The sequence below is a fragment of the Marinobacterium sp. xm-a-152 genome, assembly GCF_013282965.1.
Lineage (GTDB): Bacteria > Pseudomonadota > Gammaproteobacteria > Pseudomonadales > Balneatricaceae > Marinobacterium_E.
In genome coordinates this window covers 65,037-85,021 of record NZ_WBYI01000003.1, presented here as the reverse complement: position 1 = coordinate 85,021, position 19,985 = coordinate 65,037, and the positions used below count along the sequence as shown (strand labels likewise).

Sequence of the window (19,985 nt, the reverse complement as noted above, 5' to 3'; positions counted from 1 at the left end):
GGCGGTTGATAATGAGGATAAGCACTAGGACGTCCTGGTGGAGCGCCTCTCCTATATGACTGGTAATTAATTGTGACACTAATCGCGCCAAAAAATGTCACAATTATTTTGAATCGCGCCACTCATTAATCTCGCGCTCAAGATTCTTAATGGCAGCAATTAATTCAGCAAAGCTGAGGGGGTCGCGGTACATCATCCCGGACGACACCATAGTTTTATAATCTGTAGCGAGCTGATCAAGAGAGGCTTGGTCGGGAACCAGTTTTAATGACCCTGTTAGGCAGGCGTCGTAGTCAGAATAGCCAGAGTTATAGAAGACTTTTTTCAGCTTAACTACGTCCTCAAGTAACTCTTTGTTGGCGATCGCTCCCTGGCTGGAGGGATGTTTGGATAGCATCACTAAATCGTACCAGTGTCTAGAGAGACGCTCTGCGTTTTGTTTGAAATCACTTCGGTTGCACTCAACGTGAATCAGCGTCGCTTTCTCCCAAAAGGTTCGCGCAGGCGATAGAACCACCACTTTTCCTGTGGGGTAGCTCACTCCTTTTGTGATTGAGGCGATGTAAGGCGTTACTGAGTGAGTCTCATTTGGATCAATGACATTTCTGCCGCCAAGCTCAATCAATACATTGGCTTTTAAATACTCGTCAGATTGCTCTGTGACGGACGGATAACTCAGCCAGATTTTTTCGCCGCTGTCGTCGATAGTTATGGAGTGCGCCTCTTTAGTTGGAAGCTCATTAAGCTTGGACTGTATATGCGGAACGACAACATTGATGGCGTATGACTTTACATAACTCTTCAGACGATCACTGTATTTGGAAATTTGTGTCTTACTGACGCCATCAGTAAAGGGGTCGAATTTCTCTGGATACTTGCCGTAATCTGTATCGTTGAACTGTTGAAAGTCCAACGTGATGTCCACATCCTCAGAGAATCTGTCGATAATTTCGTAAACCTTTGAGAGTGATGTACCTCCTTTAAAGGCCATAGGATGGGCGCCAGGTATTGAGAACATAGTTTCCAATACCCAGCAGACCCAGACATCCTTCTCAAGAACGTTCTCTTTTCGCCCCAGTTGAATTGCAGCCGATTGAAGAATCTCTTTTTGGTCTTTGGGCGAGAGCGATAGATACGATTCAGGCATACAACTTACCATCGCAGTAGTCATGGAGTGCTTCAGTCATCCATGCAGGTTTAGATGCAGCGATTAACTGATCAAACTCATGCTCGTTCAGTCCCTCGCGGATTAACTGAATTGTACGAGCGCTCATTTGCTCCTTGCCAAGGTACCACAGAGCTGAAAGTGCCAAACCGGCTTTCTTGCCTGCAAGCTGAAGCTTGCGATGACTTGATGTATGCATCAGCTTAACTTTTAGGTTCCCGATTTGAATTTCCCGAGAAGGACCGCTGGTGTAATACACGGGGCGGGTAGGCACCTGTGTTGAGATTTTAAATCGTCTAGCCGCCTCTGCACCATGTACTTGTATCGTTTCGCCATGCCCCTTTGCGATCACTTCAACAACGCGAGAAACATCTGGCATTACCTTTCCAACAAACCGACTTTCCTTCGGACGAACGAATACACCACGAGCGACACGCTCGATGACGCCTTCCTCAACTAATCTCGAAATGGCTTTATCAACCGCTGAGCGTGAGCCAAATGACAAAAAACTGCCGGTCGAAAAGGGTTCGCCCTTCTTCAGCTTCGAGATTCTGCTTTTGATGTGTTCTGAGACGGACATAATAATTACCAGCTAAGTTATGTCAGAAAAACTATCAGTTTTTCGGACTTTTTACAAGTTGTTTGGTTTTGTCTCTACCCTAAAATACTTCCAGTGGGTACGCTTAAAAACCATTAATACACCCAATTACACCCATTTCTCCGCAGGCACCTTCAGCTTGCTTTCCATGCCCTTCAGAGCGTTCATGGGTCTTGCCAAAACAACCAAGAAGGAGAAAGACATGGCCATTCAACACATCAACCAACGGGCCCTGGCTGAGCGGTGGCAGATGAGCGAAACGACTTTGGAGCGCTGGCGATCGCAGGGAATTGGACCTGTTTTCCTGAAGCTGCATGGACGGATAGTGTATCGGGAGCAAGACCTCGAGGCTTATGAGAAGCAGTGCCTCCACACGAGCACCTCTCAGAGAGTATCCATTGGTTCCGGTCGCAGCCACCCAAATCAAACTTCATCGTATACATGATGCAATTATTCCACTGATGATGTCAGGTACAGGAAATACGAACTCCATTAAGCACAAGGAGGTGCGACAGTGGGATCGTAGCGCGACTAGGAAATCGAATTCGTGTAGACGAACTCGTATGCGGCTGAGGGTAATCAATACCGCGCTGTTGATAATAGCCATACACAAAACTACTATCAGAATTTTGATTCTAGCCATAAGAGAGGCTTTATATGCGTGCTGCTGTCATAAACCTACGTGCTTTACCTGAGCAGCGCGATCTTATAGATCAGGCTGCTTGCGTGCTGGGCAAAAGTCGGTCTGACTTTATGTTAGAAGCTGCGTGTGAGCGTGCCCAGTCTGTTTTGCTTGATCGGGTCCACTTCTCGCTGGACGCTGAAAAATTCCAACAATTTACTGACTTACTCGATGCTCCTCCTAAACCGAAGGAAGGTTTGCGACGCCTGTTAGCTATTGATCCGGTCTGGAGCAAAACATAGGCGCTCGGCGCCTCTTTCACCAAAGCACGGCTGTGCATATTAGAACTTAAATAGGGGGTACGTATGAGGACAGAAAGAGAAATGGCCTCGCTGTTGAACCCTGAAGACGCCGCTAACATCCTCAACGTATCGATACCTTATGTAATCAGATTGTTAGAGGAGGGAGAGATTGCTCACCATATGGTGAATAACCAATGCTGTATTCGCCTCGATGATCTTATGGCCTATAAGAGGCAGCAGGATTTGCGAAGCTCACAGGCTTTGGATGACCTGGCTCAACAGGCACAAGAGCTAGGTATTGCTTGAGCCTGCGACGTAAATCTCGGAGCCAAGCACCGTAAATTTCGGAATCACTCTGCGTAAATCTCGGAATGGTTGGCGAATTCTCAGCCGGTGAAGTCCTCTCAAGAATCGTCATCCAGAATCTTGTTCAAATCATCCAGCGCCTCAGGTGCGAAGACGACCTTTCGCTTCTTCTGTAGCTTGACCACTTTGGGATCGAAGTTTTCCATAATCTCTTTATGGTTTTCCGTCAGCCAGTTGATCGCTTGATCAATCTCCCGTTTCAGCTCTGGCTCAAAGGTTTTAGGAGCAGTCCTAAACGGAGCGCAGTCTGATAGAAAATGTCGCCAACGAATGCTTTTGAGTACGTCGACATTACTGAAGATGAAGTGCTTGTGCGGATCTTTATCCCAATCGTTGTCCTGAATGTAAACTGCCGCTGGGTAGTGGCTAAAAATCTCTCCAAGTTCGGCCGAGCGCGTTCTCTGATACGCCCACCAGCGGCTTTTAAGCTCATCAAGCTGGCCTTCAAGCCCGCCAGCGTCAATCTGTATATCCCATAAAAAACCACCGTCGACTTCTTTGTCGTTATCCGGGCCTTCAACATAGTTGTGTGGGATTAGTGCAGAGATATGATCATTCCCAGCAGACTCGATTTCGTGCATGACATACTGGGCTAATGAGATAAGAGTTCCGTAGTGGAACTTATCATCCATCAACAGCCTGATCCAGGTGGGGTAGCTCCAGCCGTGATAGGCAGTCCCCGCGTAGTCTGGGGAATCCTTTTGCTTTACCTCCTCCTGATACAGATGGTTTTTATAGTCATATTCGTAGAGCGTTTCGAAATCTAGCAGGCTGAAATCTTTGGCCATCGGCTCATTTAAATAGATGTAGTCCTCACCGATACCGTGGGCGAGAAGTGACGCCCAGTTCATTTGATAGAGTTGATCCGGCGGAATTGCATTCCAGGCTTCATCGACCTGGTCGAGCGTACATTGGATGCCAAGCACACTATCGAGTAAGACTTTGCTGACTCGGTCTCGAGCATCATGATCGAGCGTGGCGCGAAAGCGCTCCTGTTGCTCCGTCGACCAGGAGAAGTATTCGGCATCTGCAGCGATCAATGCTCGCTTAGCGGCGACTAAAATTTTCGCCGTATCAATTTGTTCCTGTTTTCGATTCATGCTCTCGATCCTGCTTTATCTGGTTTCCCCTATGTGGCCATTAATCTCGGCGCAGGTAAACAGTTAATCGCAGGCTGTTAATCCAGTTCGATTTTCCTTTAAACCCATTCCCGAAAAGCGGTTGCTATCGCGTCTTATTCGAGCGTCTATTACTACCCATAGAACTACTTTTGCTTAAAGATTTTGGGCGATTCCTCGTAAGAACCATCAAGAGCAGTCAATCGTGCGTTATCTCCTGGTGGACTCTGAGAGTGACGGCAATATACTGGCTGTATGAACAGTGTTTATATTTTTGTGAGGTAGCAAATGACAAAGACCGGCGGAAACTCAGCAACCACGTACCTTTCACAGAAAGAGTTGGCGGCGAGATGGGGAATAAGTGAGCGCACACTTCAGGATTGGCGCTATAAAGGCATCGGGCCAGAGTATATCCGGGCAGGGTATAAATTGGTCCGGTATTCGGAGGATGCAGTTCTTCGATTTGAGCAGAAAGCGGGTTAATGCGGGGTGTTGCATGTTAATGATGGTGTCACTGAAGAGGCGCAGTATGTTCAGACATGCTGTACCTCTGGCTTGGAAGGGCTTCGCTTTAGCTGTTATCAGCCCGAAGCTCCAGCAGGCTGCTTGGCATTTTTGACAGTTGATATCAGGGGTTATCAGTCAGAGCCCGTCATGCTCCGTAGAATACCGGGTGGAGGTGTAACCCTGCACCAAACCACGTTATATCAGGGCTTTATAAGTTTAGTAAATCGCTGATTATTCTGGATAAATAAATTATAAATATGTATGCATATACAACTGTTTGGGTGTTGCTGAGGGCTCTGTTTGGTGATCTGAATTCGAACTCGAAAACAGGATTCGAACCCGCGTCCGTTTGGCATTAATCTCCTTGCTATTCCCACAGCGTTGAGCGTCTATAGATGGGGTCAAAATGCTAAACAGGTGTAGCTAGTGAATATAGATATCGATGACGATTTGATGGATGGGCTTGTCCTCGCAGCACTCAAAAGAGACTACGCCATTAATTTAGAGGAGCCCTATTTTGAGCAACCGGTCGAGCAAACACCTGGCTGGGTCATCGATGATCGAATCGCCTTGATTGAAGCTCTGTATCTTCTGCTCCGGTATCGCATGAGTCTCAGAGATTTTACTGATTTTATGACGGAAACGCGGATTGCTTACTACCGGTGGACAGATACCGTGAAGACTCCTCGTCAGAAAAGTTTGAATACGTTGGATGAGCCAGATCGTCAGGCGCAAGAGTCAGGGGATGAGAATCCCAAATAGATTCGCTGTGATGCTCAAATCGTCCTGCTCTTTTCAGATAGCAGGCAAGCCTATCCAGCGAAGATCCGCTTTGTAATTGAGGTGAATTTGCGCAAGCAATGAAGCCTCCCCGCTGGACGCGGCGGTTGATAATGAGGATAAGCACTAGGACGTCCTGGTGGAGCGCCTTCTAATCTATTTCTGAATAGCAATCAAATTGAATTTTGCATGAAATTTTACTAAAATAATTTTCATTGAAGCTACGTTGTAACGTTTTGAAACTGGAGCTAATCGTATGTCTCGCCTAGATCAGCTTAAAAAGCATCTTCGCCCTGGTCGTGTATACCGCCGCGAGGATTTAGCACAATGGTCAAAAAGTGTTGATCGACATGCGCGTGAGTTGTTGGAGCAGGGCGTTCTAACCAAGCTACGTAATGGGCTCTATTACTATCCGGAAACCTCCGTGTTCGGGCAGGTGCCGCCTGATGATGCTGAACTAGTGAAGTCTTTTCTCAGAGAAGATGATTTCCTTTTAACATCCTTTAACGCCTATAACTCATTAGGGGTCGGTACAACTCAGCTCTACAATCAAAGCATCGTGTATAACCACAAACGTCATGGTGTATTCACGTTAGGCGGAAGAACCTTTGAGTTTCGTCGCAAACCACGGTTTCCAAAAAAGCTGACTCAGGAGTTTTTGGTCGTTGATCTGCTAAACAATCTTCAAGAGTTGGCTGAAGATGAGGATTCGGTTCGTGCTCGCGCTTTAGCTAAGTTGCAACAACTCAGCGCTGCCGCTGTGCGCAGGGCTGCGCGACAATTCGGAAAGGTGTCTACTCAGAAGCTAGTTGAGCAGGCTTTGTCTCATGCAGCCTGAAGTTTATCTGCACGAGCATCCACAATTTCAAAGTTTGATCCGAATATTGGCGGTTGAGAAGAATTTACCGCCAGCACTTGTCGAGAAAGACTATTGGATTATGCATTGTCTTTATGGTCTCGAGAAGTTAGGGCTGACCTTTGAGCTTAAAGGGGGCACATCACTATCCAAAGGTTACAATTTATTGGATAGATTCTCGGAAGACATCGATATTCATATCGATCCTGTGTGCGCGCCGTTTAAGGTTGCCTCCAACCCGAATCAAGTGAAGAAAGACGTCCATATTCAGTCGCGAAAAGCATTTTATGATTGGCTGGCAACGGAGCTGATTATTGATGGCATTACAGAGATTGCTCGCGATACAGAGTTCGACGATGATAAATATCGCAGCGGAGGCATCCGGCTTCTTTATCAGAGCTATTTCGAACAGATTCCAGATATGAAAGAAGGGATCTTATTGGAGGTAGGCTTTGATGATACGGCACCAAATCATCGGTTGCCGATTACCTCATGGGCATTTGAAAGAGCGCAAGAATCTGATGTGCAGATAACAGATAATCGAGCAGTATCAGTGCCTTGTTATCATCCAGGCTACACCTTTGTTGAAAAGCTACAGACGGTGTCTACCAAGTTCCGGGCTGAACAGGCTGAAGGTTCAATGCCAAAGAACTTTATGCGCCATTACTATGATCTTAGCCAGTTGCTTGCGCACCCTGATGTACAGAGCTTTATCGGGACTGACGGTTATCAGGAGAGGAAAGAAAAGCGCTTCAGAGCTGGGGATAATCTGGTAATTTCTGAAAATGAGGCATTTCTTTTACACGATCCAGCAACACGCGAAAGATACCGAAAAGCATACAACGCGACCAGTCGTCTGTATTTCGGCGTTCAGCCAAGTTTTGATGAGATTCTCAACAAGATACAGGCAGTTATCGATCGGCTATGAGCGTGCTTTTGCTCTGCGGGAAGACGCAAATATAGGGTTTAAAAAAGAAAAAGCCCAATCAAGGGCTTCTCGGGTACTCTTTGTAATTTCAGCCCGGCTGAAACCGAGTTTCCTCGGCGGTAGATGAACACCGCTTTTCGCAGCCCCGTACATATTCAACTGCTTGCTAATATGGCGAACATAAGGAAGTAAGTCAAACCATAGTGGTAAGCATTTCAAAATTCGGTAAGCCGGGTGAGGCAATCGCTCAACGCTCTGTAAAATTAAGCAGCGCTCCCAGCTCGAGATGACCATAGGGTATATCCGCTAACCGGTCAACAATTCAAAACCATTAATACACCCAATTACACCCATTTCTCCGCAGGTACCTTCAGCTTGCTTTCCATGCCCTTCAGAGCGTTCATGTGTCTTGCCAAAACAACCAAGAAGGAGAAAGACATGGCCATTCAACACATCAACCAACGGGCCCTAGCTGAGCGGTGGCAGGTGAGTGAAACGACTTTGGAGCGCTGGCGATCCCAGGGGGTTGGACCTGTTTTTCTCAAGCTGCATGGGCGGATAGTGTATCGGGAGCAGGATCTCGAGGCATACGAGGAGCAATGCCTCCGTCAAAGCACGGCTCAAAAAACCATCGCTAGGGCAACTCAACAATCTTCAAATCAAGCATCCTCATTCGCTTGACTCAACTCCCCCACTGAAGCCGTGATGTACAGGAAGTACGAATGCCGCGAAGCACAGGGACGTGCGAGAGCGGCCCATGTGCAACCAGCTTGGAGCGTTTATGGAAACCGCATCACCGCCACCTAAAGATCCCAACGCAGACCGACTGACGGCGAGTCAGGCGGCGGCGCGAATGGGGATCTCAACCCGACAACTGCAAGCACTTAGACTCAGAGGTATCGGGCCACCGATCGTCCAGAAAGGGTTAAATCTCCATTACACCCACGAAGATATCATGCACATCGAAGAGCACGAGGGGAAGGAGGTTCTGCGACAGGTTATGCAACTGCCATCGCCGCTGACAGCGCTGAAGCTACTCTGTGAACACTACCACTTAAAGCAATCGCCGATTATGCAGGAGGTACAGTTGGCGGGGACTCGCCAGAGTGAGGCTGTTGAATTACAGAAACACGAAGCGCAGTTATCACCAGAGGTCAGGTCTGCAGAGCCGAAAAGCAAGAAGGAGTCCTCACCTAGTTCAAATCCAGACAATGCTCAAAAGCCATCACCTAACTCAACCAGTCTCCAATCCTGGTATCTAATCCAAACCAAGTACCGCCAAGAAACCACCGCGCTTACTAATCTGGAACGGCAGGGTTACACCTGCTACCTCCCCAAAATCACCAAATCAGCGAAAGGCGTTGGGCGACCACCCAAGGGTGAAGTGATGTTTCCTCGGTATTTGTTTATCCAGCTTAGCGCGGGTGAGAACGGACAAAACTGGATGCCGATTCGCTCCACTCGGGGCGTAGATAAGCTAATCCAGTTCGGCCACACCTATCCACGCGTCGATGACTGTCTGATTCGCTCGCTGAAAGAACGCGAAAAAGACACACCGCTGCAGCCGCTGCTCAAACAGGGTGATGCGGTGCAAATCTTGGATGGTCCTTTTAAAGACCTAGATGCCATCTTCTTCACGGAGGACTCGGAGCATCGGGTCCTCATTCTGATTAATTTTTTGCTTCGGCAACTGCCTGTGAAGGTCGATCGCGACAAGGTACGAAAACGTGCCTAGGCCGCCCCTTATTAACTTGCTAGTCGCCCGGCTTCGAAGCAAACATGGCTAAAACATTGAAAGTGCTTATTTATCATGACTATAGATAAGGAAACAGAAAACCAAGCCCCTACCTTCAGAGCTGCCCAGTACGTTCGAATGTCGACTGAGCATCAGCAATACTCCACCCACAACCAGGCTGACAAAATCAAAGAGTACGCCGAGCGGCGCAATATCGAGATTGTTCGCACCTACGCCGACGAGGGGAAAAGTGGTTTATCCATCGGTGGGCGCGCCTCACTACAACAGCTGATTAACGACGTCGAAAACGACAACACCGATTTTAATCTGATCTTGGTTTACGACGTCAGCCGTTGGGGTCGCTTTCAAGATGCCGACGAATCTGCCTATTACGAATACATCTGCAAACGCAAAGGCATTGCCGTGGCCTACGTGGCGGAGCAGTTCGAGAATGACGGCTCTCCCGTGTCCACCATCGTGAAGGGCGTTAAACGCGCCATGGCGGGCGAGTATAGCCGCGAGCTCTCTGCCAAGGTGTTTGCTGGCCAATGTCGGCTAATCGAACTGGGCTTTCGCCAAGGTGGTCCTGCTGGATATGGATTACGGCGAGTGCTGGTGGATCAGTCGGGTGAGACCAAAGGTGTGCTCAAAGCCGGTGAACATAAAAGCCTGCAAACCGACCGGGTTGTGCTGATGCCAGGACCGGACGAGGAGGTTCAAACGGTCAATACTCTGTACCGTTGGCTAGTTGAAGATGATCTATCGATTGCGGATATCGCAAAACGACTCAATGGTCTGAGGATCCTAACCGATAAAGACCGAGAATGGACCTCGGCCACCGTAAAGCAGGTTCTCACAAACGAAAAATATATCGGCAATAACGTTTACAACCGCCGCTCCTTCAAGCTGAAGCGCAAGCATGTGAATAACCCGCCGGATATGTGGATCCGCAAAGAGGGGGCGTTTGACGGTATTGTCCCGCTCGATCTCTTTATGAAAGCGCAAGAGGTGCTAGCCGAGCGCAGTCGCAAATTTAGCGATGACGAGCTGCTCGAGCACCTAAAAGCCCTATACGCCGAAGTGGGTTACCTCAACAGCATGGTTATCAACCAGGCAGCCCACCTTCCCAACAGTTCAACCTATGCCTCGCGTTTTGGCGGTTTATCGCGTGCCTACGAGCTGGTTGGGTATCACTCCAATAGAAGTTCAGAGCACATCGAGACAAACCGGCGATTACGTCAGCTTCATCCAGAGATCGTTCAGCGCACAGAGTTAACCATCGCCGAGTTGGGTGGCGAGCTGGTGCGTGACCCTGATACCGACTTACTGCACTTGAATGATGAGCTAATCATCAGCTTGGTGCTGGCGCGCTGCCAAACTACCAATGCAGGTATGCATCGCTGGCGCATCAGATTCGATAGTGCCGAGCATAACCCGGACCTTACCGTAGCAGTCCGTCTAGACCCCAATAATACCAACGAACTCGATTATTACTTGCTCCCGCGCTTAGATCTGCCGGGCCATGAGATTCGGATGAGTCACAGAAACATCAACGATTTTGAATGCTTCCGTTTTGATGACCTCAGTTTCTTCTACGGGATGTCTGAGCGACAGAGGCTGCAACGCATGCAGAGATAAAGCCAACTACTGAAAAAGTACAAAGTAATAGGAGAATCACATGAAGACGCACATGACCAACCAAACCAGCAGGGTGACCCAAGAAGCACCCAAGGAGGCACTATGATGACCGGCACACCGGATTCGGTAACGATGGTGCCCATCGATCGAATCGAAATTCTCAACTCCCGCGATCGCAACATGAAAGTGTTTGAAGAGATCGTCGAAAATATCCGCACTATAGGCCTTAAAAAGCCAATCACAGTAACAGAACGCCACACTGACAACGAAGATGAACCCAGCTATCTTCTGGTCTGCGGAGAGGGGCGGTTGAATGCCTTTCGCCTACTGGGTGAAACCCACATACCGGCACTAGTGATTGATGTGAATGATGAAGACGCCTTCATCATGAGCTTGGCAGAGAACATAGCTCGCCGCGGCTATCGACCGCTGGAAATACTGGCCGATATCGAAGTATTGCGTGATCGCGGATACAGCGCCGATACCATTATCGAAAAAACAGGCCTCTCGGCAAAATACGTGAAAGACATCATTTTTCTGCTAGAGAAAGGCGAAGAGCGGCTGATCGAGGGAGTACAGCGAGGCTCGATACCGCTCACAACGGCGCTGGAGATCGCGCGAGCCAACGAAAACTCAGAAGCTGAAGAGTCCAATCTAGGTGATCTATTACGAGAGGCCTATGAGAACGGGCAGCTCAAAGGTCGACAGATCATCGAGGCAAAACGGCTAATCGAAAAGCGAATGGAACATGGTCCGGGCTCACCGAACGCGGATCAAATGCGACCTCCCAAGTCGAGCTACAGCCTGGTACGCACCTATCAACGCGAAGTAGAGCGTCAACGCAAAATGGTGCTCAAGGCTGAACATGCGCATCAACGGCTGTTACTGGTGGTACAAGGGCTGAAGAAGCTCTTTGCCGACGAGCACTTCGTGAATCTGCTGCGTGCTGAAGGGCTAGACACCTTGCCCAAATACCTGGCTGATCGGATTGAAACCTACACCCCACCGTCCGGTGCAAGCGATCCGGCCGCCTCCCCCGAATCAGCGCCTGACCTCAACCAAGGAGTGATCTCATGAGTACTCAAGCACAACACCAATCCAATACGCACAGCGGTAAGCAGAACCTTTCAGAGATGTACCCTGGTATTTATCAAAGAGGATCAGACGAGCATCACAACTTGCCCACCGCACCACTAAACACTTTGCTGGGGTTTGAGATGGAGACCTACCAAATCCCGCTCGATAGTCTACTGCCTAGTAAGAAACTGCCTGATGGGCTGATGAGTACCCGCAAGTACAAACAGGTTGTTTCATCCATCAACGAGATAGGGCTTATCGAACCCCTCTCGGTGATTCGGCCTGACAAGCAGAAGAGTGAATACCTCCTGCTAGACGGGCACCTGCGAGTGCTGGCGCTGAAGGAGCTTGGGCTGAGTGAAGCGCCCTGTTTGTTTGCACGGGATGACGAAACCTACACCTACAACCACCGCATCAATCGCCTCTCAACTGTTCAGGAGCATTACATGTTGCGACGGGCGATTGATCGAGGCGTCAGTAAAGAGCGCCTTGCTCGCGCCTTCAACGTGAATCTAAGCTCAATCAACCGGCGAGTGAATCTACTGCAAGGGATTTGCCCTGACGCCGTCAACCTGTTGCAAGATCACCAATTTACGCCGGATGTCACACGAATTCTAAGGAGTATGAAGGCCGCACGACAGGTTGAAGCGGTAGAGCTAATGCTCGCCAGTCAATCCATCACTGTGGCTCACGCTGAAGCTCTGCTCAAGGCAACACCGCCTGAGCAAAGGGCTGACGTCAAAGAGCAGGTGAAAGAGAAGAAAGCTGCGCCCATAGAGCAGTTGGTGAAATTGGAAAAAGAGATGAGCCAGGTGCAAGACCAATACAAGGAGGCAGAGTCAAACTATGGATCGGACCTCTTGAACCTGATGGTGGCCAAAGGCTATCTAACAAAGCTCCTACACAACCCAGCCGTCAAATCCTACGTCAATAAGAATGAGCCAGAGATCCTGAGTCATTTTGAGCTAGTCGTGAATACGACCAGTATGGAAGAGGCTATGAGTGAACAGGACAGCAAGGAGCATTGACGGCGGGATACAGCAGATGCTTCAAAGAGAATAACGCGCAAAGCGTGGAAGATAGGGCAGGATAAAGAAATAACTCCACTAGAGTCGACAAAGTGGGTGAGCTTTAAAGATTTATCAGGTATTATGTTCAGAACATGAACATGAACATGAACATGAACATGAACATGAACATGAACATGAATACATATTCTACGGTTGTCAGAACCGTGCGGTAGCATGCCTGAACGAAAAATGCCTCCTACAAAAAACTCACAAGCGAACGCCTCTCAAGAAGAGCTCAAGCTACGCGTAATGCGCGTCATTGAAGAGAATCCGACGGCAACTCAGCGCGAGATCGCCCAAGAGCTCAACGTCAGTCTGGGTGGTGTGAATTATTGCCTGAAGGCTCTTGTTGATAGGGGGCTGGTAAAGCTAAGCAACTTCGCCAAGTCAGAGCGCAAGATGGGTTACGCCTACATCCTCACGCCCGAGGGCGTATCTGAAAAAGCCAAAATTACAGTTCGATTTCTAAAGCGAAAGATGGCGGAGTATGAGTTGCTTCAGCAAGAGATAGAGCAGCTTAAATTTGAAGTCGGCGAAATAAATAACGCTACGGATTGACGTAAGGAAATATGATGAAAATAGCGGTCGCCGGTACTGGATACGTTGGCTTGTCAAATGCTGTACTGCTTGCGCAGTATAATGAGGTGGTTGCCGTTGATATTGTTCAAGAAAAGGTCGACCTCATAAATGCAAAGAGATCACCGATTGAAGATCCGGAAATCCAGGACTTTTTGCAAAATAGAGATCTAAATCTTGTCGCTACAACAGACAAAGTTAAGGCGTACACCGGAGCCAGCTTTGTAATTATTTCAACACCAACTGATTACGACCCTCAAACAAACTACTTCAATACGGGCAGTGTTGAGGCCGTGATTCAGGATGTGACTTCGATTAATCCTGATGCCGTAATGGTTATCAAGTCGACGATCCCAGTTGGGTTTACCAGAGAAGCCCGTCAGCGCTTCAAAACTGATAATTTGATTTTTTCACCGGAATTTCTGCGTGAGGGTCGCGCACTTTACGACAATTTGCACCCTTCTCGGATTGTAGTTGGTGAGTGCAGTGAGCGTGCAGAGGTGTTTGCAAACCTCCTTGCTCAGGGCGCAATAAAAGACAATATTGATACTCTGTTTACTGATGCGACTGAGGCGGAAGCGATAAAGCTGTTTGCTAATACCTATTTAGCGATGCGAGTGGCGTATTTCAATGAACTCGATACTTATGCGGCCACACATGGTTTAGATACGCGCCAGATCATAGAAGGCGTATCACTAGATCCACGTATCGGTTCTCACTACAACAACCCAAGCTTTGGCTACGGTGGTTACTGTCTTCCTAAAGATACTAAACAGCTTCTGGCTAATTACGCTGATGTGCCAAGCAATTTGATACGAGCAATCGTGGATTCAAATACTACGCGTAAAGACTTCATCGCAGATTCAATCATAGCGAAGCAACCGAAGGTGGTTGGCATCTATCGCTTGGTAATGAAGTCCGGATCTGACAACTTCAGGGCATCGGCAATTCAAGGAGTGATGAAGCGTATCAAAGCCAAGGGGATAGAGGTCATTATCTTTGAGCCTTCACTAGATGACGAGTCATTCTTCAACTCTGAGGTCGAAAAAGATCTCGAGCTATTCAAGTCCAAGGCTGATGTTATTGTGGCGAATCGACAGTCAGAAAATTTGTTAGATGTTGCTGATAAAGTGTTTACCCGCGATCTATTTGGGAATGACTAACTGATGAAAGTACTAGTAACAGGCGCTGCAGGCTTTATCGGTTTCCATGTAAGCCAGTATCTATGTAATCGCGGTGATGAAGTTGTCGGTATCGATAATTTAAATGATTACTACGAAGTCTCTCTGAAAGAGGCACGCTTAGAGCAGTTGGAACAGCTCAGCAATGGACCAAGTTGTTCACCAAGCAGCGCAGGGGGGTCTGCGTTACTCCAGAGCATCCGGTGTAACTTACTCAAAGCCGAGGGGTCGACACGTGCTTGATGCGGCGTTCGTGTGCCAAAAAGGTACGAATTGACCTTGAACATCGACGATAAACGGGAAATTTAGGGCTTTTTGCACGTCAAATAATGCTTTCTACTAAAGATTGGCTGTTATTGGCGAGTTACTGAAGTTGTAAAAGAGCTTTGAAGTATGAAAGATTACCAGTTTCATAAAATTAAATTTATTAAAAAGTAGTTTAACTATGAAAAAACGTAGAATACTTATTACCGGATCTGCTGGTTTTATTGGTTATCATTTGGCGAATGTATTGTTGGCGGATGGGTATCGCGTACAGGGTTTTGATGGGATGACAGACTATTATGATGTTGCTCTAAAGCGGCGGCGTCATGCTATGTTGCTTGAAAGCCCAAATTTTTCTGCCAAGGAAGGTTTACTCGAAGATCAACGTGAGTTTGATAATCTCTGTGACGAATTTCGGCCTGAGATCATAGTGCATTTAGCTGCACAGGCCGGTGTCCGATACAGCCTCGAAAATCCAAGGGCTTATATCGACTCAAACATTGTTGGCACTTTTAATGTTATGGAAGCGGCTCGACGTCTTGAAGTTGACCATTTGCTTATGGCGTCAACGTCATCTGTATACGGTGCGAATGTCGACATGCCTTTCAAGGAAACCACAAAAGCAGACAGTCAATTGACGATCTACGCAGCAACTAAGAAAGCTAACGAAAGTATGGCTCATTCATATGCGCATCTTTGGAATATTCCGACTACGATGTTTCGCTTCTTCACGGTCTATGGTCCTTGGGGACGACCAGATTTGGCGCTTTTTAAGTTTGTGTCGGCTATTTTGGAAGACCGCCCAATTGATATTTATAATCATGGCGACATGTATCGTGATTTTACTTATGTTGGAGATCTAGTGCGTGGAATCCGGCTGCTGATTGATACAGTGCCGAAGCCTCCCGAGAACCGATTGGTTTTAGAAGGAGATAGCATTTCGCCGGTTGCGCCATACCGTATTGTGAATATAGGGAACAGCAATAAGATAAAATTGTTAGATTTTGTGGAGGCAATTGAAGAGGCGTTGGGTAAAAAGGCGATCTATAACTACATGCCTATGCAGATGGGCGACGTGCCAGCGACTTGGGCTGATGCATCCTTGTTGCAGAGTTTGACTGGATATAGGCCTGAAACGGATATTCGTCAAGGTATTGCTAGCTTTGTGGAGTGGTACCGAGATTACTATAATATACAAGGAATAAAATGACTAAATTATCGTTCGAAAATATAAAGTTAGCTGTTATTGGTCTTGGGTATGTAGGTCTCCCTCTTGCCGTTGAATTTGGTAAAAGGCTGAACGTTATTGGTTTCGATATCAGTAGCAAACGAATCGAAGGATTAAAAGGGGGGATTGATACAACTCTCGAGGTTGAACCAGAAGAGTTAAGAGCTGCCGATAAAATAGTGTTTTCTAATTCGCTGGATGATCTCGCTGACTGCGATGTTTATATAGTTACTGTACCAACTCCGATAGATGTTCATAAAAGGCCAGATTTGTCTCCGCTGATCGCAGCCTCTGAAAGCATCGGCAAAGTATTAAACCCCGGGAATATAGTTATTTACGAGTCTACGGTCTACCCAGGGGCTACTGAGGAGGAATGTGTGCCAGTACTGGAGAGGGTTTCTGGTCTGCGTTTTAATCACGACTTTTTTGTTGGGTATAGCCCAGAGCGAATCAACCCAGGAGACAAAATGCACAGGTTGACGACAATCAAAAAGGTTACGTCTGGTTCAAATGTTGAAGTAGCCGATTTTGTCGATGCTCTCTATGGCTCCATTATCGAAGCAGGTACACACAAAGCCTCTTCGATCAAAGTTGCGGAGGCAGCAAAGGTGATTGAGAACACTCAGCGAGATTTGAATATAGCTTTGATAAACGAGTTGGCATTAATTTTTAACCGGATGGAAATTGATACAGAGGATGTTCTAAAAGCAGCAGGTACGAAATGGAATTTTCTGCCCTTTCGCCCTGGCCTTGTGGGAGGGCACTGCATAGGTGTAGATCCCTATTACTTGACTCATAAGGCTGAGTCGATAGGCTATCATCCTGAAGTTATTTTGGCCGGGCGGCGCTTGAATGATGGCATGGGTGCTTACGTCGGAAGTCAGCTTGTGAAGGCCATGTTGCAAAGGAGAATACATGTGCAGGGAGCTCGAGTCCTCCTAATGGGGCTTGCTTTCAAAGAAAATTGTCCTGATTTGCGAAATACTCGCGTAATCGATGTAATTAATGAATTGGAAGATTTTGGAATTAAGGTAGATGTATACGACCCGTGGGTTGATAGTGCTGAAGCAGAACGCGAGTATGGGATCAATCTAGTTAGCGTACTTCATTCTAATCGCTATGATGGAATAGTATTAGCTGTTGCTCATACAGAGTTTGTAGAAATGGGCAGTGAAGCACTCCGTAGACTGGGGCGGAAAAATCATGTCCTTTATGATCTAAAATATCTATTTTCACCGGATCAAAGTGACTTACGACTTTAAAAGGGGGAAAGGAATGAAACGATTCGCTTTGATTGGTGCTGCTGGGTATATTGCCCCCCGGCATATGACCGCTATACGGGATACGGGGAATGAGCTAGTAGCTGCATTAGATCCGAATGACTCAGTCGGTGTTATGGATAGCTTTTTCCCAAATGCAGATTTTTTTACTGAATACGAACGCTTCGATCGACATATAGATAAGAAGCGCCGCCTAGGCACAGGGGTTGATTATGTAGCAATTGTCTCTCCAAATTATCTCCACGATAGTCATATGCGCTTTGCTTTACGATCCGGTGCCGATGCCATCTGTGAAAAGCCGCTGGTTCTCAACCCCTGGAATATTGATGGTTTGCAGGAAATTGAAAAAGATACCGGTAACAAGATCAACACAATTCTGCAGCTGCGTCTGCACCCAGCGATCGTTGAACTGCGTGACAAGGTGAAAAACGGCCCCAAAAACCGTAAGTACGAAGTTGATCTGACCTACATCACTTCGCGTGGTCATTGGTATCTGCAGTCCTGGAAGGGTGATCCCAAAAAATCCGGCGGTATCGCTACCAACATAGGTGTGCACTTCTACGACATGCTGCACTTCATCTTTGGTGACCTTCAGCAGAACGTCGTTCATTATAGCAGTGACACCAAGGCCGCCGGCTATCTAGAATATGCACAGGCACGGGTACGTTGGTTCCTGTCAATTGACATCAACGACGTTCCGGCAAATGTCCGCGCTACCGGTCAGCGCACCTACCGCTCCATAACCTGCGAAGGTGAGGAAATTGAATTCTCCGGTGGTTTCACCGATCTGCACACCCGCAGCTATGAAGAGATCCTCAAGGGCAACGGCTTTGGTTTGGACGATAACCGCGTCGCTATTGAGACCGTGTCAACGATCCGTGATACTAAACCACTGGGCTTGAGTGGTGATTATCACCCCTTCCTGAAACAGGTAATCGCATGAGTGTGATGATCCACTCCAGCGCAATCGTCGACGATGGCGCCCAGATTGGTGAAAGCTCCCGTGTCTGGCACTTCGTCCACGTCTGCGCGGGCGCTAAAATCGGCAAGGGCGTATCCCTTGGTCAAAACGTCTTTGTCGGCAACAAAGTCACTATTGGCGATCATTGCAAGATCCAGAATAACGTATCCGTCTATGACAATGTGCATCTGGAAGACGGCGTATTCTGCGGCCCGAGCATGGTGTTTACCAATGTGTATAACCCCCGTTCACTGATCGAACGCAAAAGCGAATACCGGGATACCTTGGTCAAAAAAGGTGCCACTTTGGGGGCAAACTGCACTATCGTTTGTGGTGTTACTATCGGTCAATACGCCTTTATTGGCGCGGGTGCTGTTATCAACAAGGATGTACCTGCCTACGCGCTGATGGTCGGTGTTCCCGCCAAGCAGATCGGTTGGATGAGTGAGTTTGGCGAACAGCTGGACCTGCCGCTCTGTGGAGAGGAAACGGCCATATGCCAACATACTGGCACAATCTACACGCTCAATGGCACAAAGCTGACTAAGCATTAATCCGTACAACTTTTGTGGGAGCGCACTCTGTGCGCGATTGATTGACTATGCAATTCATCGACCTGGCTGCACAACAAGCCCGTATCAAAGATAAAATTGACGCCGGTATCCAAAAGGTTCTCGCCCACGGCCAATACATCCTTGGTCCTGAAGTGACCGAACTGGAAGAAAAACTGGTCGCCTTTACCGGTGCAAAATACTGTATCACCTGCGCCAACGGCACCGATGCACTGCAGATCGCACAAATGGCACTGAATATAGGCCCTGGAGATGAAGTGATTACCCCAGGGTTCACCTACATTGCCACTGCAGAAACTGTTGCTCTATTGGGTGCCAAACCGGTGTATGTGGATATTGATCCCAGAACCTACAACCTAGATCCCAGTAAGCTGGAAGCGGCCATTACACCGCGGACTAAGGCTATAATCCCCGTTAGTCTGTACGGTCAGTGTGCCGACTTTGATGCCATTAACGCCATTGCCGCCAGATACGGAATACCGGTTATTGAAGATGCCGCACAAAGCTTTGGTGCTAGCTACAAAGGCACAAAGTCCTGCAACCTGACCACCATCGCCTGTACTAGCTTCTTCCCAAGCAAACCGCTGGGTTGCTACGGTGACGGTGGAGCCGTCTTCACAAACGACGATGAACTAGCCAAGATAATCCGGCAGATTGCCCGCCATGGCCAGGACAAGCGTTACCACCATGTCCGTGTCGGTGTGAATAGCCGACTTGATACTCTGCAAGCGGTCATTCTGCTTGCAAAGCTGGAAATCTTTACTGAAGAGATTGATCTGCGTAACCAGGTCGCCACCAATTACACCAGGTTGCTGAAGGAGGCCGGTATCCATAGCACGCCGTATGTTGAAGCGCACAACATTTCTGCTTGGGCGCAATACACAATCCGCGTGCCAAACCGAGAACAGCTACAGCAAAAGTTGAAAGATGCAGAAATTCCTACTGCCGTGCATTATCCCATACCGTTAAATAAACAGCCGGCTGTGGGCGATGAAACTATAAGCCTGCCTTTCGGGGACAAAATAGCCACGAGAGTTATTAGTTTACCAATGCATCCCTACGTAACAGTTATAGAGCAGCAACGAGTCGTAGGCGAAATCTTGTCATCTCAAAAATTGGTGAAAGTTATAAATGAATAATGCTTAGATGCAAGTCGCATTT

23 protein-coding genes are annotated in these 19,985 nt (G+C 47.8%); 20 read left to right on the top strand and 3 right to left on the bottom strand.

Annotation, left to right across the window (positions count from 1 at the left end; genetic code table 11):
- Window positions 1-103 precede the first annotated feature (103 nt).
- The gene (locus XMA152_RS03525) at window positions 104-1,147 is read right to left on the bottom strand and encodes a nucleotidyl transferase AbiEii/AbiGii toxin family protein (protein WP_173482744.1); all 1,044 of its coding nucleotides are present in this window, start codon (window positions 1,145-1,147) and stop codon (window positions 104-106) included.
- A complete protein-coding gene (locus tag XMA152_RS03520) occupies window positions 1,140-1,745 on the bottom strand; it encodes a DUF6088 family protein (protein ID WP_173482743.1) in 606 nt (201 codons plus the stop codon). Before XMA152_RS03520 ends, XMA152_RS03525 begins: the two co-directional genes overlap by 8 nt.
- Window positions 1,746-1,764: 19 nt before the next feature.
- Here XMA152_RS03520 and XMA152_RS12580 point away from each other — a divergent pair, with 19 nt between their 5' ends.
- The 3 genes from XMA152_RS12580 (at window position 1,765) to XMA152_RS03505 (ending at window position 2,993) form a co-directional block, all read left to right on the top strand.
- The gene (locus XMA152_RS12580) at window positions 1,765-2,208 is read left to right on the top strand and encodes an AlpA family transcriptional regulator (RefSeq protein ID WP_254448268.1); all 444 of its coding nucleotides are present in this window, start codon (window positions 1,765-1,767) and stop codon (window positions 2,206-2,208) included.
- A gap of 212 nt (window positions 2,209-2,420) precedes the next feature.
- Entirely contained in the window at window positions 2,421-2,687 is a 267-nt protein-coding gene (locus XMA152_RS03510) for a DUF1778 domain-containing protein (protein ID WP_173482742.1), read from the top strand.
- Window positions 2,688-2,750: 63 nt separating this feature from the next.
- Complete coding sequence (locus XMA152_RS03505; protein WP_173482741.1) at window positions 2,751-2,993, top strand: excisionase family DNA-binding protein; 243 nt, start codon at window positions 2,751-2,753, stop codon at window positions 2,991-2,993.
- A 98-nt stretch (window positions 2,994-3,091) separates the two neighbouring features.
- Here the strand turns inward: XMA152_RS03505 and XMA152_RS03500 are convergent, their stop codons facing one another.
- Window positions 3,092-4,153 carry a hypothetical protein gene (locus XMA152_RS03500; protein ID WP_173482740.1) on the bottom strand — a complete coding sequence of 354 codons (1,062 nt, stop codon included), beginning with the start codon at window positions 4,151-4,153 and terminating at the stop codon, window positions 3,092-3,094.
- A 306-nt stretch (window positions 4,154-4,459) separates the two neighbouring features.
- Between XMA152_RS03500 and XMA152_RS12815 the strand changes: the two genes are divergently transcribed.
- From XMA152_RS12815 to XMA152_RS03420, 17 genes are all read left to right on the top strand, one after another.
- Entirely contained in the window at window positions 4,460-4,654 is a 195-nt protein-coding gene (locus XMA152_RS12815) for a helix-turn-helix domain-containing protein (RefSeq protein ID WP_173482739.1), read from the top strand.
- 450 nt (window positions 4,655-5,104) lie between these two features.
- On the top strand, window positions 5,105-5,440 hold the full coding sequence (locus XMA152_RS03490; RefSeq protein ID WP_173482738.1) for a hypothetical protein: 336 nt from the start codon (window positions 5,105-5,107) through the stop codon (window positions 5,438-5,440).
- A 274-nt stretch (window positions 5,441-5,714) separates the two neighbouring features.
- The gene (locus XMA152_RS03485) at window positions 5,715-6,296 is read left to right on the top strand and encodes a hypothetical protein (protein WP_173482737.1); all 582 of its coding nucleotides are present in this window, start codon (window positions 5,715-5,717) and stop codon (window positions 6,294-6,296) included.
- Window positions 6,286-7,242: a nucleotidyl transferase AbiEii/AbiGii toxin family protein gene (locus XMA152_RS03480; protein WP_173482736.1), complete on the top strand. Its 957-nt coding sequence runs from the start codon at window positions 6,286-6,288 to the stop codon at window positions 7,240-7,242. The genes XMA152_RS03485 and XMA152_RS03480 overlap by 11 nt, the downstream gene beginning before the upstream one ends.
- Window positions 7,243-7,626: 384 nt before the next feature.
- Complete coding sequence (locus XMA152_RS12810) at window positions 7,627-7,923, top strand: helix-turn-helix transcriptional regulator (RefSeq protein WP_371813279.1); 297 nt, start codon at window positions 7,627-7,629, stop codon at window positions 7,921-7,923.
- Between the two features lie 100 nt (window positions 7,924-8,023).
- The gene (locus tag XMA152_RS03475) at window positions 8,024-8,977 is read left to right on the top strand and encodes a transcription termination/antitermination NusG family protein (protein ID WP_173482735.1); all 954 of its coding nucleotides are present in this window, start codon (window positions 8,024-8,026) and stop codon (window positions 8,975-8,977) included.
- A 75-nt stretch (window positions 8,978-9,052) separates the two neighbouring features.
- Window positions 9,053-10,615, top strand: a complete 1,563-nt coding sequence (locus XMA152_RS03470; protein WP_217363992.1) for a recombinase family protein — start codon at window positions 9,053-9,055, stop codon at window positions 10,613-10,615.
- Window positions 10,616-10,750: 135 nt separating this feature from the next.
- Window positions 10,751-11,692: a ParB N-terminal domain-containing protein gene (locus tag XMA152_RS03465; RefSeq protein WP_217363991.1), complete on the top strand. Its 942-nt coding sequence runs from the start codon at window positions 10,751-10,753 to the stop codon at window positions 11,690-11,692.
- Entirely contained in the window at window positions 11,689-12,720 is a 1,032-nt protein-coding gene (locus tag XMA152_RS03460) for a plasmid partitioning protein RepB C-terminal domain-containing protein (RefSeq protein WP_217363990.1), read from the top strand. The genes XMA152_RS03465 and XMA152_RS03460 overlap by 4 nt, the downstream gene beginning before the upstream one ends.
- Window positions 12,721-12,936: 216 nt before the next feature.
- Window positions 12,937-13,320, top strand: a complete 384-nt coding sequence (locus XMA152_RS03455) for a MarR family EPS-associated transcriptional regulator (RefSeq protein WP_217363989.1) — start codon at window positions 12,937-12,939, stop codon at window positions 13,318-13,320.
- 14 nt (window positions 13,321-13,334) lie between these two features.
- On the top strand, window positions 13,335-14,501 hold the full coding sequence (locus tag XMA152_RS03450) for a nucleotide sugar dehydrogenase (protein ID WP_173482733.1): 1,167 nt from the start codon (window positions 13,335-13,337) through the stop codon (window positions 14,499-14,501).
- Between the two features lie 3 nt (window positions 14,502-14,504).
- On the top strand, window positions 14,505-14,762 hold the full coding sequence (locus XMA152_RS12455; RefSeq protein ID WP_371813278.1) for an NAD-dependent epimerase/dehydratase family protein: 258 nt from the start codon (window positions 14,505-14,507) through the stop codon (window positions 14,760-14,762).
- Between the two features lie 202 nt (window positions 14,763-14,964).
- Window positions 14,965-15,993: an NAD-dependent epimerase/dehydratase family protein gene (locus tag XMA152_RS03440; RefSeq protein WP_173482732.1), complete on the top strand. Its 1,029-nt coding sequence runs from the start codon at window positions 14,965-14,967 to the stop codon at window positions 15,991-15,993.
- Window positions 15,990-17,273 (top strand): Vi polysaccharide biosynthesis UDP-N-acetylglucosamine C-6 dehydrogenase TviB, encoded by a 1,284-nt coding sequence (gene tviB / locus XMA152_RS03435; RefSeq protein ID WP_173482731.1) that lies wholly within the window; start codon window positions 15,990-15,992, stop codon window positions 17,271-17,273. The genes XMA152_RS03440 and tviB overlap by 4 nt, the downstream gene beginning before the upstream one ends.
- Window positions 17,274-17,286: 13 nt before the next feature.
- On the top strand, window positions 17,287-18,234 hold the full coding sequence (locus XMA152_RS03430) for a Gfo/Idh/MocA family protein (RefSeq protein ID WP_173482730.1): 948 nt from the start codon (window positions 17,287-17,289) through the stop codon (window positions 18,232-18,234).
- Window positions 18,231-18,806 carry a UDP-2-acetamido-3-amino-2,3-dideoxy-D-glucuronate N-acetyltransferase gene (gene wbpD, locus XMA152_RS03425; RefSeq protein ID WP_173482729.1) on the top strand — a complete coding sequence of 192 codons (576 nt, stop codon included), beginning with the start codon at window positions 18,231-18,233 and terminating at the stop codon, window positions 18,804-18,806. The genes XMA152_RS03430 and wbpD overlap by 4 nt, the downstream gene beginning before the upstream one ends.
- Before the next feature lie 47 nt (window positions 18,807-18,853).
- Entirely contained in the window at window positions 18,854-19,963 is a 1,110-nt protein-coding gene (locus XMA152_RS03420; protein WP_173482728.1) for a DegT/DnrJ/EryC1/StrS aminotransferase family protein, read from the top strand.
- Window positions 19,964-19,985 lie beyond the last annotated feature (22 nt).